At 31.5% G+C, this 17,151-nt stretch carries 13 protein-coding genes; all 13 read right to left on the bottom strand.

What is annotated here, in order from left to right; all coding sequences use genetic code 11:
* Window positions 1-13: 13 nt before the first annotated feature.
* Window positions 14-1,282, bottom strand: coding sequence for a restriction endonuclease subunit S (locus tag HNQ03_RS12995; RefSeq protein ID WP_173780121.1), 1,269 nt, complete (start codon window positions 1,280-1,282; stop codon window positions 14-16).
* Window positions 1,276-3,774: a type I restriction-modification system subunit M gene (locus HNQ03_RS13000; protein WP_173780122.1), complete on the bottom strand. Its 2,499-nt coding sequence runs from the start codon at window positions 3,772-3,774 to the stop codon at window positions 1,276-1,278. Before HNQ03_RS13000 ends, HNQ03_RS12995 begins: the two co-directional genes overlap by 7 nt.
* Before the next feature lie 303 nt (window positions 3,775-4,077).
* Entirely contained in the window at window positions 4,078-4,773 is a 696-nt protein-coding gene (locus tag HNQ03_RS13005) for a hypothetical protein (RefSeq protein ID WP_173780123.1), read from the bottom strand.
* Window positions 4,774-5,389: 616 nt separating this feature from the next.
* On the bottom strand, window positions 5,390-6,199 hold the full coding sequence (locus HNQ03_RS13010; protein ID WP_173780124.1) for a hypothetical protein: 810 nt from the start codon (window positions 6,197-6,199) through the stop codon (window positions 5,390-5,392).
* A 46-nt stretch (window positions 6,200-6,245) separates the two neighbouring features.
* Window positions 6,246-7,094 (bottom strand): hypothetical protein, encoded by an 849-nt coding sequence (locus HNQ03_RS13015; RefSeq protein ID WP_173780125.1) that lies wholly within the window; start codon window positions 7,092-7,094, stop codon window positions 6,246-6,248.
* 20 nt (window positions 7,095-7,114) lie between these two features.
* Window positions 7,115-7,798 (bottom strand): hypothetical protein, encoded by a 684-nt coding sequence (locus HNQ03_RS13020; protein ID WP_173780126.1) that lies wholly within the window; start codon window positions 7,796-7,798, stop codon window positions 7,115-7,117.
* Complete coding sequence (locus HNQ03_RS13025) at window positions 7,798-9,318, bottom strand: hypothetical protein (RefSeq protein WP_173780127.1); 1,521 nt, start codon at window positions 9,316-9,318, stop codon at window positions 7,798-7,800. The genes HNQ03_RS13020 and HNQ03_RS13025 overlap by 1 nt, the downstream gene beginning before the upstream one ends.
* 9 nt (window positions 9,319-9,327) lie before the next feature.
* Complete coding sequence (locus HNQ03_RS13030; RefSeq protein ID WP_173780128.1) at window positions 9,328-10,704, bottom strand: hypothetical protein; 1,377 nt, start codon at window positions 10,702-10,704, stop codon at window positions 9,328-9,330.
* 12 nt (window positions 10,705-10,716) lie between these two features.
* Window positions 10,717-11,709, bottom strand: coding sequence for a hypothetical protein (locus tag HNQ03_RS13035; RefSeq protein WP_173780129.1), 993 nt, complete (start codon window positions 11,707-11,709; stop codon window positions 10,717-10,719).
* Between the two features lies 1 nt (window position 11,710).
* Window positions 11,711-13,030 (bottom strand): S8 family peptidase, encoded by a 1,320-nt coding sequence (locus tag HNQ03_RS13040; RefSeq protein ID WP_173780130.1) that lies wholly within the window; start codon window positions 13,028-13,030, stop codon window positions 11,711-11,713.
* Between the two features lie 7 nt (window positions 13,031-13,037).
* Window positions 13,038-13,589 carry an FtsB family cell division protein gene (locus tag HNQ03_RS13045; protein WP_173780131.1) on the bottom strand — a complete coding sequence of 184 codons (552 nt, stop codon included), beginning with the start codon at window positions 13,587-13,589 and terminating at the stop codon, window positions 13,038-13,040.
* 29 nt (window positions 13,590-13,618) lie between these two features.
* Complete coding sequence (locus HNQ03_RS13050) at window positions 13,619-14,368, bottom strand: hypothetical protein (RefSeq protein ID WP_173780132.1); 750 nt, start codon at window positions 14,366-14,368, stop codon at window positions 13,619-13,621.
* Window positions 14,369-14,375: 7 nt separating this feature from the next.
* A complete protein-coding gene (locus HNQ03_RS13055) occupies window positions 14,376-17,147 on the bottom strand; it encodes a virulence factor SrfC family protein (RefSeq protein ID WP_173780133.1) in 2,772 nt (923 codons plus the stop codon).
* Window positions 17,148-17,151 lie beyond the last annotated feature (4 nt).

The following is a 17,151-nucleotide window of genomic DNA, read 5'->3' on the forward strand; positions in this document are numbered from 1 at the left end:
ATTTTTTTATTCCTTAAACCAACCTCACTCTCCCAGTAAGCAATTCCTGCATCATGCCTTGTTTGATTTGGCGGGCTTTGTGTAGTTTTTCTTCCAGCGCTTCGATTTCTAAATCCATATCAGATAAAATCGTGGCGATGCGCGTTTGCTCCGAAAGTGATGGAATAGAAAGTTCTAAACTTTTGACTTTGTTTGGGCTGATTTCCAAAAATGTACTTCCCGAAGCGTTTTTTAATAATTCTTCCTTTTTTGTTGACATCAAATAATAAATAAATTCCACGTTGACGGTTTCTTTGCAAATTATTGATTGAAATCCCTGATTAGTAGATGCTTCGACTTTAAGAATACCCAAGTCTCCAATTCCTGCTCTAGAAGTAAGTAAAATTGTATTTATCGGTAAGATATTAGCGGAAGAATTTTTAAATCCTAAATCACTTATTTTCCTTTTGCTGGAATATAAGTATTTATCATATCCAACTTCTGTTGGTGTGAACCATTCAATATGACCATTCCAATAATTTGAAATAAATGTACTTGGGGTTCCTCCTCCAACAATATCTGCAACTTCCCCCAACTTCTTAACTTCCCAATCCTCTTTCGGCGTCAACAATTCCTGCATCGCACCTTGTTTGATGAGGCGTTTTTTGGCTAAAACTTCTTCGATGCTATCAATCCAGGAATCGCAATCACTTAATGCCATTGCAATGGCTTCTTGCTCCGCGAGTGGTGGAAGTGGAATTTGAAAAGTTTTAATTTCATTAGAATTAATTCCGGGTTGACCACTTCGCATTGAATTAGAAATAATCCAATCTTTGTAAACTTTTGTTTGAGTGTTATAAAATAAATATTCTGCCTTACAGATTTCAATATTTGGCTTTATTCTAATTAAAAATCCTGCAAATACTAAATCTCCATTTGCAACAATATGTAAATATGTTTTACCAACACTTGCGCCCGTTCTTGCAAAAACTATATCACCTTTTTCTAAATAATAATTTTTAGAGTTTATATCGTTTACAGATGACAAATTCTTTTTAATAAATTTTCCATCCTCGTCAATATCAGTTATCCGCAAGTAAGTTGGTAAACCAAGTTTGTATTCTACTGCGGCGGCATTAATACCATAATTAGGATTTTCAATCAATAATTTTCCCAGATTTTCCACTTCCCAATCCTCCGGAATCAAACCAATCTCCGTCTGTTTCATTCCTTTTTCTATATTATTTCCTTTGGTGGAATGGCTTTCCGCTTCGCTCCTATTCATCTTCGTTTCCGTTACCATACCAATCCCATTTTTTCTAAATGTGCCGTCACTTTGGTTTCGGCACTTGCCAATTCCGTTTGAGAATTTGCCAAAGTAGTGGCATATCGTTCTGCCAAAGCATTTATTCTTTGGGTTAAACCCTGGGAAATTTCATCTTGCTCTTGGTGCAAAGTGCTTATTAAATGCGCTTTCCACTTATGGTTGAGAACCAAATCTTTTAATTCGGCTTCGGTTAGTTTTGCATATTTTGCAATTACTTCTTTTTCCAGATCGGTTTGCAAAATTTTAATTTTAGCATTGGCTTTTTTTATGCTTTCTGCTTCTGCCAAATACGTTTCTAAAATTTCAACTTCAGTTTTGGGTGTATTGTTTCCGTAAGAAATAGAAGGTTCTGCCACCATTCTCAATTCTTCTTTCTGTTTTATTTTTAATAATTTAGAAACCTCGCTTGCATTCACTTTTTCCAAATCTGCAAACAAACCTTCTTCACCTTGTGCTGAGCCTGTCGAAGTATGCTCTTCTTCTATTTCTGCCATCGTGGCTTGGGAATTTTCTACGCTTTGTTGTGCCGTTTCTATTTTCTCTAAAAAAGCTGCAAAATAAACTTGGCTCAATAATTCTGGCGAAATCATCCTGCCTTCTACTCCAGCAAGACCTGCCACTTCTTTATCTTTTCCAGGTTTGCCATCCTTGCCTTTTTTTCCTTTAATGATGCTTCGTTCCCATTCGTTTCCGGCTTTCCAACCATCCAAAGAAATAGAATAGACATCGTCTTGCATGGTTTCTTGCCAATAAGACATGGCGTGTTGGTACAAATCATAGCCTTCTACCAAAGTATTATTTTCAAAGGCTTTCAGCAGACTTTCACTCATTTGGGCTATTAAATCTTTGCCGTTGCAATGCTCTTCCAAAGTGTCCCAAATTTCAAATTGCTGGTCTAACCAAGCATTAAAAGTTTGGTTTAAAGTTTCATTAAAAGCCTTAAATTCTGGATGATTAAAAATGGTGGTTTTAATATCGGCAGTTGCTGCATTTAGTTTCACGTAACCTTCTCGCAAAGGTGAGAACAAATCATGTTTCAGTTTTGGGTAAGCGTTCCAGTAGGTTTGCATGGCTTCCAAATCTCGCAACGGAATTCCACCTTGCAAATGCGCCAATAAATCTTGAATATCTTCGCTTTCCTGCGTATCTATATAGCGAGGAATATTGAGATTGTAATCGTTTTTTTCGTCGGCAATTTCAGTTATAGAAACCATTCGGCTGTATTTGGGAACTTCTTGCATTTGGGTAAATACATCGGTAATCTTGCGCAAATCTTGCTCTCGCAATCGGTTTTTGTTGCCATCTTTTAAGAAACCTTTGCTGGCATCCATCATAAAAATACCTTTGCGATGTTCTGCATTTTCTTTATCTAAAACAATAATACACGCCGGAATTCCCGTACCATAAAACAAATTTGCTGGCAAACCGATAATTCCTTTAATATAACCTTTCTTCAAAATATTTTTTCGGATCTCGCCTTCTGCATTTCCACGAAACAAAACACCGTGTGGCAAAACTACCGCGGCTTTTCCTTTGGCTTTCATGGATTGCAAAATATGCAGTAGAAAAGCATAATCTCCATTTTTTTCGGGCGGAACACCCAAAGTAAAGCGTTCAAATTCGTCACTTTCTATATTCACGCCATTGCTCCAACTCTTCAAAGAAAAAGGTGGATTGGCAATCACATAATCAAAACGTTTCAAACTGCCATCTGCTTCTTTGTAGGCTGGTCTTGTCAAGGTATTATCGGCAACAATCGTTCTTGTTTCAGCACCATGCAAAATCATGTTCATGTTGGCTAAATTGGAGGTGGTAGTTTCCTTTTCCTGACCATACAAATCTATCTCTTTTCCAGCCTCATTCATAACTTTCAGCAATAGTGAACCTGATCCGCAAGTAGGATCGTATGCAGTGGTTTGACGGGAAGAATTCCTTGGTGTTATACCAATCACTTTTGCTAAAATCCGAGAAACTTCTGCTGGTGTATAAAACTGACCTTTGGATTTCCCAGATTCTGTAGCAAAATGACGCATCAAATATTCATAAGCATCGCCCAAAATATCATCGCCTTCCGCAGAATTTTTAGAAAAATCTAAAGAATTATCATTAAAAATTCTAACCAAATTGGAAACAGTTTCCACCAGATCTTTTCCTTTGCCTAATTTAGATTCATCGTTAAAATCGGGAAAATCATTCAGACCATTCGCTTCTTTTATAGGATTTAAAATTTGTTTATTGATTTTATCTCCAATTTCGGTATTCCCAATCAAATTCACCATATCTTGAAAGGAAGCACCATCTGGAATTTCGATGGCAAAATCTTGATCAGATTGTGCTTTATCTGAAATATACTTCACGAATAACATCGTGAGTACATAATCTTTGTATTGAGAGGCGTCCATTCCGCCGCGTAATTCGTCGCAACTCGCCCAAAGTGAGCGGTAGAGTTCTGTTTTTTTGATGGCCATATAAATGAAAAAAAAATGATATTAAAGCTAAATTTTTTGAACAGCACAAAGTACGAAATTTTGAAAGTGTAGCATTATGGGAATCCGTAAAATGGGGAAATAAAATGAAAATACTTTTAGAGCCTGTTTAAAATTATATTAAAACCACAAAAGGAACAAAAGTTTCAGAAAATTAAACACTTTTTAAAGTATAAATAAGTGTATTGTGCCTTATTTTCACTTTAAAAAGAATTATTTAAGCTCATTTTTTTGTTCCTTTTGTGGTTAAAATTATTTTTATAAAAAATTTAAACAAGCTCTTAATTATTTATTTTTCGGGATGCTAAAATGCCATTTTTCGATAAGCGCAGTTGCTGGTTTTGCGGCAATTTGAAATTTATCTACGGGTAAAACGTGGCAGATTTCTGCGTCTTCATTTTTCAAAATAATTGCGTTACTAGAAATTTCTAGCGTTCCCGTGAAGGTGAAAGACTCGCCACGAAAGGTAGACCAGGTTTCTACGGTACTTTCTAATTTGAATTTTTGCCCGATTTCTTTGGCATAACTTTCTACAAATTCTTGGTAGAAATATTCGGTGTCTTTGGCTAAAGTTTTCACGGTGATTTCTGAAAAACCTGTTTTGGTAGCAAATTCAGATTGCACAAGTTTCAAGCCCAATATTTTTTCAAAACTTTCTAGTTGATAGTCTTGCCACTCTTCTTCTGGATCATTGAGTTTTTCTAATAATTTTTCTGCGACATATTCGCTAAAATCTTCATCTAGCAAATCCAGTTGAAAATAATGCCAAGGATATTTGGCATGTAGTTCATCAAAAGCATCATAAAATGCCTCATGCATAATTGGCGTTTTTTGGAAATTGTCTTCTTTATCAAGTTCTATATCCTTGATTTCTAAAAAGTAATCATAACCTAAATTTGGACCTTTCCAAATGCTACAAATTTCTACTGTACCCGCATGTTCTAAAAAGCGCAATCTTGTTTCTTTTTGATTTTCCATCATTTTAAATTTTAATATTAAACGTTAATTCTGGGTAAAGATAAATGGCGCTAACGTCAAAATGAGTCGTTTTGAAATTTGTTTTAATTATTTTTTACTATTGAGGAACAAGTGAAGATTATTTTGGGTGGAAAAATTATTTGCTGATAAAAGCCGAAATTTAAAACTAAAGCTCCGAATTTTTGATTCGGTAAGTAGGGGAATATTACATTGACGTTGAAGAATTTAGGGCTTTCTTCAAACAACATAGATAGCATTAATAAATTCCCAAGTAATTCTGAGGATTTAGATAAATAAATGCATCACTCTGAGTGCGAAAACGCAAAAACAAAGTTTTGCTAGATGGAATCTTAAAGATTTTACAAATCGCCATTAATTCTAATTTTACAAAACTTCAATAGAAAGTTTATAGAATTTATATTCTAATAAATCAAAACTTCCAATCTAAAAATATCTATTCAAAAGTTGTAGAATCAATTTACAGTAAGGAAAATTCATTTTGAAAAGAAAAAGAAGTTTTGAGCTTTAAACCAAAATTTAGGTGGTTGATTTGCATTAATAATTGCTTGGCAATTTGCGAGAGGAATTTGCAGATTTAGGTAATTAAATTGAACATCTGCTAATTTGTTTTTGATTTAACCAGATTAAAATATTTAAAATATTCGTCCCATTCATATACATATTCACCGTTTTTTCCGTCTTCACATTTCTTAATTATATAAACATTACTATTATTTTCAAATTCTTGGTCTTCATTATTTGCGCATTTTAAAATTTTGGCTGGAACATCATATATTTGACCATTTCGCAGATCAAGCATTTTTCTTTGCCCTGTTCCATCAATATTTTCTGAATTAATTTCATAAAAATGGCAGAAATTAATTTTTCCTTTAAAAAAACTCATTCCATTATTATTTTCATATGAACCTAAAAACTCAGAAATAGATTTAGGATTTTTTATAATAGCATAATTTGGTGAAATGAATAACTTTTTTGATTTCTTACCCAACCATATAAAATCAGCAACGTCACTTCCATATTTAATAGGAACAAATGGCGAAACTGACAAGGGTTCTGCATTTACTTCATCCACTGTGGGAATTTTAGTTGTAGTGTTGTTTATGTTCGATAGTATTTGTGAAACAGATTTAGTATAATTCGAATTTTTATTTCCGAATTTGCTGATATATTTTGAAGCTTCTGCATTGGTTTTATCTTGCAGATTTTTCAAGAGAGAAAATCTGGAAATGATCTGCATGTAGGAAACTCTATAATCATTTTGATCTGCTTCGCTCAAAATAGTAAGTGCAGTCTGATAATCTTCAGATTTAATATTATTTGCCGCACTTTGCACAATTTTGTCTGTTAAGGTTTGTGAAAAGGATGTAATGGAAATAATGAATATAGAAACTTGTAAAAATTTTCTCATTAGAAATTTGTGTGAATTATGGATATTATTTTCTCTCAAACAACTATTATGTTGCTTCTTTTGTAATTTTTGTTTCGATATCTGTTGGAACTTTTTCAGCATCTTTTTTACATTCCGGAAGTTTATCATCAGTGTAATTTTTAGTATTACTACTCATTTCTGTTATTACTTTTTGGAGGTAAGGAAATGGATACTCTTTTTTCATAGCTGCATATTTTGATGCGATTGCAGCATTATCAACTATATCTATTGCTTTTAACCTATCAAGTTTTAGTTTTAATTCACAGCTCTTTCTTTTATATTCATCAATTTTATTTACTAAATTGTCCCTATCCAAAGCTAATGCATCAAATCCGTTGACCTTTAATAAATTCAAACTTTCTTTGTATTTTTTTGCATCTTCATCAACATATTTTTCAGAGATAAAATCTTTATTTAGTTCATGTAGATTTGAAAACACAATGTATTTTTCATTAAAATCGAATGCTAATTTCGCTAATTCATGTTCATCTTTTGTCTTGGTTTCATCATAAATAATATTAGCCAAAACCACATTGTAATTCTCAAATTTATATACATCAGCAAATTTTTCTAAGCCTGTGATAGAAAAATATTTTGCATTATTCTTATATTTACTTTCAAAAATCTCGTTAAAAAAAACTCTATTATTGTCTGCAATTATTTTTTGAGTTTTTTTATCCGTTGTGTTTTTTGTATTGGGTTCTTTATTTTTGTCTTGGAGTATAGATATCTCTTTAGTTAAAATTTTCAATTTATCATCTTTAGATACTATTTCACTTTTTAACTTATCATTCTCTTTTTTTAATTCTTCTTTGCTTTGAGCGAAAATTGAATTTGCGCAAACTAAAAAAGTAATAAAATAATATTTGTTCATAGTTTTTTGTATTTAGTAATTTACAAACTGTCTATCGCCATTTGATAATCAACATACTCTTGATAATATTTTTTAATTTCTGCTAAAGAGGAAGATCTTACATTCTGCACAGATTTTCGTTTTTTTAAACTCGGATTTCTTGCTGGTAAATCATTAAGTTCAGAACTTAAAGCAGTATATTTTCCTTTATTAAAATAATCAAAGGAACGAGATGTAAATTTATGTACTTCAACTGGTAGAATTTTAGTATAATAATTGATCTCGTTAATTTTTGCTTGTATCCCTTTTAATTCGTTTTGCCCTTTACCCAAAATCTTTAAATGTTGTATTAGTGGTTGCATCGCATTTTCATTTATAGGATCTGCTGCGAAATACTTATTAATTTTTTGCAGAGTAAGATTTGTATATTTTTGTTCTAACTCATTTTCTAGATTCGTTTTCCAAACCTGTGTTATTGTTTTTTGCTCGAGGGAACTGTTTATTTCTGTTCTCAAACTATTATATATTGCAGGTGAAACATTACCAATATTTAAAGCATCTACTTTTGCCTGAAGATCTTTGTTATTAGAAACTGATTTTTCTGTGCCAGTTTGTGAACCGCTGCTTTTTGCGCCACCGCCGGACAAAAAGACAACAATTGCTACCACTATTCCTACTGCGATTGTACCGCCCATGAAATAAAATATTCTATTTTTATCGTTCATTATTTATTTGGTTTACTGTCAACATTAATCTTTGGTTCATCGGTTTTACTTTTACTACCATTTTTTTCATTCGCAGTTTTAATGCTAGACTTTGCCGCGGATTTTGGTGTAGGGTTCGGCTTTTCAGCTGTAACAGGTTTTGGTGAATTTTTCGTCGAGTTCTTTCCTACTTTTGTTGGTTCAGGTGATTTGGTATTATTTGAAGCATTATTTTGCTCTACTGATGGTCCACTTTCTACATTCCCATTATTTAAATTGTCACTTGTTTCTGTTAAATTATTATATGAAATAGTTTTACCTGAAATTTTTTCTAGTGCATTTTTAATTTTCGAAATATCTAAACCTTTCGCTTTCGCAATTTCTCCCAATTTATTTTCATCAAAATTTTCAAATTTACCAGAACCATCATCCAACTGCCAATTTTGAGTTTTAGAATCAAATTTAAATTTAGTTCTTCCAAAATTTTCAATTTTTTCACCGCTAAATACTAAATCACCCAGTTGTCCTTCAATTGTGAAATATAAAGGTTCTTTGTGTTCTAATGTGGTTTTTTCACTTATTAATTTCTCAATATCATTAGACATAAAATAATTGGTAAGAGCCCAACTAACGGCGCTTCCAAAAGCCAAAGCAACAGCTCCACTTATTAGTAATTCTTTCAAAGAAAAATCAGAATTTTTTTTATGACTGTTTTCTGTCTCTCTAATAACAACTGGTTTTGGTTTTGGGATGGGTTTAGAAATATTTAATGTAGTTCCATCAAATGGTTTTTCTTTTTTACTTTCATAATCTTTGTATGTGATCTTATCAGATTTTAAAGCAAAAAAACTAAAATTTGGACTACTAGGAAATCGAAGATTTTCATCATTAATTTTAAGTTCGCTTAAATAACGATCAGGATTACTCACACTAACCTTTTTGAAATGAGAAGAAATAATTTCAAAAGATTTAAAACCCGATTGCTGAATAATTTCATCACTCTTTGATTGATCTTTTGCAAACAAGTATAGTTTTTTGATGAGGTATGCGGAATCTTCATTCATAATATCATCTACATTCTCCGACATATTATATTTTAAATAATATGAATCGTTTTTTTTGCTGCCGATTAAAACTGATTTGTCTAGAAGATAATTAGCACTTATAATCCCAGCCAATATCTGAGAATAATCTAAATTTACAAGATTTTTTTGACTTACATAATGCTCATATCGTTCTTTTATACTTGTAAAAACCTCATCTAAATTTACTAAGATCTTTTCAGTTGAAATTAATATTCTAATCGCATAATATCCCGCTCTTCCAGCATTATCTACTATATTGCTGTTTATATAGGAATAAATCCTGTATTTATTTTGATTTTCCACAGTATAGATTATAGAAGAATTAGCTAACTGTGCAGCATTTTGTTCATCACTAAACATGTTTTCTATATCATTACTATTCAGATTAAGATCAGCTGATTTAAATTCCGTTTTTAAACCATTGAAAGTACGCTGTATTATTATATTTATTTTCATTTTTTTTATTTAAAATAATTTTTTCCAAAATTTACCACCTTTTACTACAAAGCTGTCTGCCATCAAATTATCTGCTAAAATTTCCGAATAAGAGGGTTCAAATCTCTCTAAAATTTCTGAGTAAATAACATCACCAATCGAGTAAGGTAAAATTTTTATTTTAATTTTATTTTTTGTTCGGTCCCTCGCTTCTTTACAATTGTTAATTAATGATTTAAATTCATCTTCTAAATATTTTTGTGCGGTTTCAACATCGCTTTCAGTTCCTACTTTGTGAGTTTCTCGGATTATATCAAATTTATTTAGTGCTAAATATATAGCGTCCGTATTTTCTAATATTCCATTATCTTTAAACATGTTCAGAATATTAGTATAAGCAAGACTTTGATTTAAAGCATCATGCATGTCTGCTTCATGTCGATTTTCATGCGCATGAACATCAATTACGAAAATCAGGATTTTCTTATTTTTATTTTTTATATAATTAATGAAAGGTCTAATAAAATCTCTCTTTTCAGTTCCAGTCGTATTATTTTTATTTTCATTTCCAAAACCGTCATCGCTTATTCGTTGGTAATTTTCACCTGGGACTTCTACTAGATTGAAGGGATGATTATAACCCTCTTTGTCTTTTAATGAAACTGCTAAATAATTATAAGAACCAAGTGCAGTTCTTGTCGGCAATACGCCTCGGTCTATATCGGAAATTAAATCATTTTGATATTTTGTTCCTGCACTATTATACGTATCTGGCATCAAAAATCCGTCGCGATGCATCTTGTTAAGCATACCCCCTAACATTGTTGACTTTCCTGCTTTTGGTACACCTACAAAATATAAATCAGTTCTACCTTCCTGCATCGGTGGCAGATCCTCAATATTTTTTATTAAAGTAACTCTATGTTCACTTGTATAATATCTAATGGAATTTAGAACTTTCTTGCTAATTTCTAGATTTATAAGGTCATCGAAAGTGAAAACATTTTGATTAAGCGATGATGAAATCCTTTGCATGGTAATTTGACCTGAAACAATGTCTTTCAGCGCTGACTCCTTTAATGACAGTGGTTTTTCAATAGAAATGCGAACATTTGGATTATTAGTAGGATTAGGTATGTCTTGACTCTTTGGTCCACCAAAAATGACTGGTTTATCTGGGTCAAATACTATGATATCCGGAATAAGATCCGGATTTGGTTCCTCATGAACATTTTCCCTACTCGCTTTTCGTTTTTTTAGTTCATTTACTTTAGAAATTTCTAAATTATACTGTTGAAATTCTTCAATGGTTATGTAATTTTTAATTACCATTCCATCTAAATCATCTATTTCTATTGTATTACTGTGGCATTCATTTAATATATGCTGCTTCTGATGTCTTTCCATAATATCTTTAATTTATATTTCTATTGTTCCATTTGTTTTCAACTCGCCATTTTTTTTTCCATCGCCATCATTACTCCCCGATTTTGGTTTAACATAAACCCGAATTTTGTGTGTGAAAAACGGTATCAATATAAATAAATGCGTTATCAATACTAAAAGAGCAGGTATTAGATAATTTGGGCTGTAAATTTTGTTGAGCTCTAAAGGATTATTCAGTGGTAATTGATGATTATCCACAGATAATAAAATCGGATTATTATTTAGCGGCAACATTTTAATTTTTTCATTTACCTTCTCATAACTATCTTCTACATATTTGTTTAAGTTTTTATAAGAGCTACTTAGTGACATCCTATCCCAATTTTCAAATGTAGATTTGTACTTTACACTGCCTTTTATTATCTCAGCAATATATTTATTACTAGCTTCTATTTTCAGACGATACGGCTGTAGTTTAGAGTCTACAAGAGAAGACACATCTATAAATTGTGGTGCTGCCAAAACTTGCGCATCAATTTTATAAGGCTCTAAACTAAGTTCATTTCTTAATTGATTACTTTTGCTTGCTTTATAAGATTTTAATTTACCTACAAGTTCGCCCTCATAATTCAATATATCTTCGTCAGATCTTTTGCTATAAATTTCACCTAACATAGAAACTTTTTCAATCTTTTGTTCTGCTTCCTGCTGTATTTGTGCTTTCGCATTCATTTCAATATTTAAAAAATGAGACATTAATATAAAGCTCACAAATCCAAATAAAAGAAATACAAAAAAGAAAAGAGATGAAGGAACTAAGTAAGAATTATTCGCCATGTATTCTTTATTTTTTTTCAGCATTTGTACGATGAAATAGTAGCAAATAACAATAAAAAGGCTAATCAATAAACTGACGGGAAAATTTCCCCCTGTAATGTATAAAAGTCCCATCATGTTTCCCAACATCAAAACGAGGAGGAAAATGGAGGATACTAAATCCACGAATAAAAAGTTGTCTTGTTTCATATTAGTTTAAAGTTTTATATTTTAATATTGGTAAATTATTAACTAATTCAGTGTTTTTGTGAAGTAATGCAAAAATTTCTGCATTGCTTCTTTTTTTATTTTGTGATTTTAAGAGCGCAACAAAACCTGTTATTATCGGCGCAGCCATACTTGTACCCTCTAACATTTCAAACTTATTACCTGGCTTTGCTCCCAAAATATCTTTTCCAGGTGCAAATATTGTAGTATAGGAACCATAATTTGAAAAACTGGTTCTCTGCAAATTCTGGTCTATAGCTCCGACTTTTATCGTTTTGGGTGACCGTTGAAAAGGATCCACCCCTGTTAACATTGCACTATTTCCAGCAGCAAGAACGCAAATTGTATTGTTTTTTTCAGCGTAGGTAAAAACTTCATTCCAAAAAGACTCTTCGTCTTTAGCACCAAATTCCATATAATTTTGCTGTTCTTCAACCGAAATTTTATTTAAACTTTGAAGTCCCAAAGAAAGGTTGATGACATCTGCTTTATTTTTTATCGCATATAGAATTCCTTTGATGATATAAGTAGTTGTCATATATCCATTATCATCTTCAATTTTTATCGGCATTATTTTGGCTGTTTGACAAATCCCATGGAAATTAGCTTCCGATACCTGATTTCCTGCGGCAATTGAAGCGACATGAGTGCCATGATTTTCAGGTCTTGGTTGAACGTTTTCACTTTTATCTATAACGTTGTATGGCAAATATGTTCTACCGATTAAAGCCGGATGATAAATATCAAATCCATTATCAATTATGGCGATAGTAATATCAGAAGCATCTATATTTGCTACTGATCCACTTAAGTTAGTCTCTCTTAAAAACCACTCAAAATCAGGTTTCGAATTTGTTTCATTGCTTGAAAAAAGACTCTCATCCCAAACTAAAAGTTCAAAAGGACTCATCTTTTCCTTTATTTCATTTTTAAAAGCGATTCTTTGATCATCAGGAACTTCAATTTGTATAAAGTTTAAGGTACTATCAGCATAGATAATCTGATAATCAGATTGTTTATAGCTTTTATGAAATTCTGAAATAAAATCTTTCGTCTTTGAAAGCGTATCTTTTACTGCGATATTCACAATATTGGAAATAACTTTTCTATTATTTTCCTTGTCAACTATTATTTTATCAGGATCAATCGGCCGAAATTCATAAATTGATTCGTTATAATTCCCAGCAGTATTTACTTGAATTAAACTTGAATTAAAATCTCTTAATAAAAGCCACCAAAAAATAGTGCTTAATAAAAAAGCAAGGAACAAGATGACGAAATAGTAAGTAGGATATCTATTCATTTTAAATTTATTGGGGACAATTTACTCTGTACTCCCAAGAAGTTTTGGCTGTAGGAGCAGAAACCTCTACAGTGCAGAACTCTGGTTTACCCTGCTCTGCATTGTATTGCCAATTCATTTCCCCTCCATGGGAAACTAAGCCATCAGATGAAGCAACTAGTTGCCCATCATAATATACTTTGAATTCGTCAGGAATATTATTAGCATCAAACTCCACAAGAATATTTCCCGCCTGTTTACCAAGACTGTGATTTGTTGTGGTTGTACCTTGTCCGCCCGAATTTACGGTGGCATTACATTCAATAATTTGCTCAGGTGGTAGTTCAGCAACAATTGAATCATTTTGACATTCCTGTAAATCTGAAATTAATGACTTATTTTTATTCCGAAGATCATTAATCTCGGAGACTAAAGCATTATTTTTACTTTTCAAGTCATTAACTTCTCTAACACAGTTATCTGGTTGCCATTGCAATGCATAAATTAGCCACCCCAAAAGGATAAAAAACACGAGGTAAAACAGCCACCAATTTCGGTAAAAAAAATTTTCTTTCATCATAAAATATTATGGGTAATTTCCTATTGTAATTAAAATGTTTTAATTAGATAAATCAGAGCGATTATTGCAAGTATTATTACCAATAACCACCAATATTTAGCAGCAAACTCTTTTAAAAATTCTAAAAAACCAAGTTTTTCTTTTTCTACGTCAAATAGGTCGTTATCTTCTTCTTGAATAACTACATTTTCTTCTTCTACTAATTCTTCTTCTGCTTCTTCTTCCAGTGGTTCTATCGGTAAATTAACCTCTTTATCGATTGCAGTATCTTCCGTTTCAATGGCAATATCTTGAGGCTCATTAAAAATTCCTTCACTTGTTGGTTCAATAGGTTTAATAGATTCCCTTAAAACAGGTCTATGATTATCATTATTTTCAAATTTCCACCCCCATATGATACAGATATCCTTACCGTTAGTAAATATCAAATTATCTTCTTGATTAAAAACTTTGCGCAGAAGTTCAATCCAATTCTTCGCATCAGAATCCGGATTACCTGAAAGAGCTTCCAATTCTTTATCAAGAAGTGCTCTGAACGACCAATATTCTTGTAAAGCAAATTGGCGACTTGCAGCATTTTCTAGCTGTAAATTATCGAAAATTGAAAACCACTCTACATCGTAATTTCTCTTTATAGGCTTGGCCAAAATATTTTTAAAATTTCCGCCTAATCTCGATTTTATAAAATTATGAACCCGATCATAGTGTGCAAACAAGTAACTGTTATCATGTGATAACGGAACATATTGATCTGTTGATATTTGGTAAAATAAATTCATTGATAGATTAATTTAACTGAAATTCACAATATTGCGAACTCAACTTTTTAAGATTCTCATTTGCAGTTTCATCATAAGTGACAAAACCACTGTTAATCAAGAGTGAGGTTTTTAAAAACTCTATCCATCGTATATATTTTTGAAGAGCAATACTTTGAACATCAAGGTTACTGTTGTCGAATAGTTGCGATATTGTCGCCGGATCTGTCATTGGTTTTCTTTCAAAATAAGAATTACTATTATTTGCATTTATAGTTCTAATTTCCATTTTCTCCTCCTCAGAGATATAATTGATGTCAAGGTTGTAAACAATATCATTAATAATCAGAGAAAATGTCTCAGCAAGAAAAGCCTCATTTCCATGGTTAATATCGATTTCAGAAACTACGTCATTTAATATCATGACCAGTTTATTTCTAATATCTCTTTTATTTAAAATCGTTTTGAAGTGATCGGTAATGAATTCAATATTATTTTTAGTAATACCCTTCTCCGAAAAATGTTGAAAATTACCCTGATTTTCTATTTTTTCTAGCCAATTATTTATAACCAATTCTGTATAAGCTTGCGACTTGGTGTTCGTATTTTTGGGAAGTTTAAATAAATCTTCTTTTTTAACACCATGCGAACTAAGAAATTCTTCTACCAATTCTATGGTTGGTAAAGCAAATCTATCTTTAAGAATTTCTAAGGAGGATTGATATGAAGTTGAAGTTTTAAGTTCTGGATAACTTGTCAATAAAATTGATGCAGAATTGACTTCATAATTTTCCTCCGTAGCTGTATCCATCACAATTTTTTCATTTAAAAGATTGAAAATATCAACGGGCTGAATAGATAGAATTTCGATAAACTCATTGAATAAATTGAAATTTCGGGACAAAGCAGTATTGAATTGAAATTGGAAGTCTGTTACCGTTCTCATGTTCTTTATTCTTAATGCACTTACGTCATCAGAATGAATAAATTTAACCAACTCTATTTTGAGATCAATAATAATTGAGTTAAGCAAATTCAGATAATGATTAATTTTTGCGATATTATTTGAAACGGGAATTAGATTTTGAATAATCATTTCACTTCCATCTTTATTGAGACCAGTAGAATTTTCCCATGAATCAGAAGGATTATCGAAATGATTTTTCACAAAATCATAATTGGTAAAAGAATGTTTCATGGACATTATGAAATCTGATCGCTCCTCTCGTAGATTTGTTTCCTTTCCAGTAGTTTCAAAACCATCATAAGTATCTGTGGAGTATTTGAAATCTCGAAGAAGATAAAAATTCTTAAATTTTGGTGATACATGACTCCAGTTTACATGCCAATCACGAGATTTTGTAACGATCTCGTTTTCAAAAAATCTTACAAATCGATTCTCCCATTTATTTTGCAATTTCTCTGGACTACCCAAAAACCCCTCATCATTAGTAGTATCAAATCGCAATTGATTATTGATAAAAGTAAAAATAACAAATAGCGGTGGAACTGTTAAAGAACCTAACGATTTTGTTCTTTCATCTGCATTCTCTCCAATATTTTTAGAAATCCAGTTAAATAATAAATAAGATAATTCATTAATATTAAGTTGTGCATCGTTGGTACAGAATAACAAATTATTTATACTATAGTCATCTGTATATTTATTAAATAAATATGATACTTTTCCACGAAGTAACATTTGAGGAATATTTCTTTGAATTCCATCGGCTTCAATTCCAAGTCGTGTACGAGCACCTGGAAAATCTAATAAATCCGAATTCTTTAAAAATTCTTTACAGTTTACTAAATCGTCAGGAATAGAAAAGATAAGTTCTGAAATTAATGAAGATAAATAAGCCGTATTAATCTTTACTTCATCCCCATTTTCCTTTTTGAAAACTGTTTCAACTGAACTTTGATTTAAAACCTTTAAATTCTCAACATCTAAAATTGCACCTCCAGTTCGTAGTACATTTTCAAATTGTAAATAGCCAACGGAGTCATATCCTAGTGTATCAAGATTTCGAATAAGATTATTAAACAGAGCTGATAAATCTTCATTCCGATTCCATAGAACACTAAAAATATCGCTCCACACTGTAAAATCGAAATATTCTACTATTCTACTAATCCTTTCAAAAAATCTCGTTTCTTTAATACCTTCGAAAAGAATGGTATGCTTTGATAGATGATTTTCGAAATATTCTTTTATTTCAAGGATATCATATTCATTAAGGAATTTTTGTTTTATCTCTGTTTTGGTAATTTCAAATCTTTTTAGATGAATTTCAAGTTCATTCCGATTTACGAATGTTGATATTTTCTTCAAATCTAAAAAGAAAGAATCTAGGATAATAATTAGAATATCTTTCGGACTTAAAATTTTTATTTTGATAGGGAAATCCTGAAACTTCACAGCATTATCAATCGTAAAACGAGTTACAACTCCAGTACTTTCAGCACCAGTTCCCGGCGGATTTATATCTTTCAAAAAATCATATTCTCTGTCTTGATTTTTAATTACAAAAGGATGACCAGAGGAACTTAGTAAACTTTTAATCAAATATGATTTACCAACCTGACTTGCACCAAATACTGCTATTACTGGTTTGCTATCAATATTTGATGAGATTTTATTTAAGGTGTTAACTGCGCTTTTTAATTGTAACAGCACATCATTTTTATCTTCATATTTTAAGTTATCGTTCACCCATGAAACAGAATGATTAATGAGATTTTTTTTGTCTGCTATATAATTTTTAATCTGGAGTAAATCCTCAGTTGAATAATGTCGCATATTT

Source organism: Frigoriflavimonas asaccharolytica (assembly GCF_013294015.1).
Lineage (GTDB): Bacteria > Bacteroidota > Bacteroidia > Flavobacteriales > Weeksellaceae > Frigoriflavimonas > Frigoriflavimonas asaccharolytica.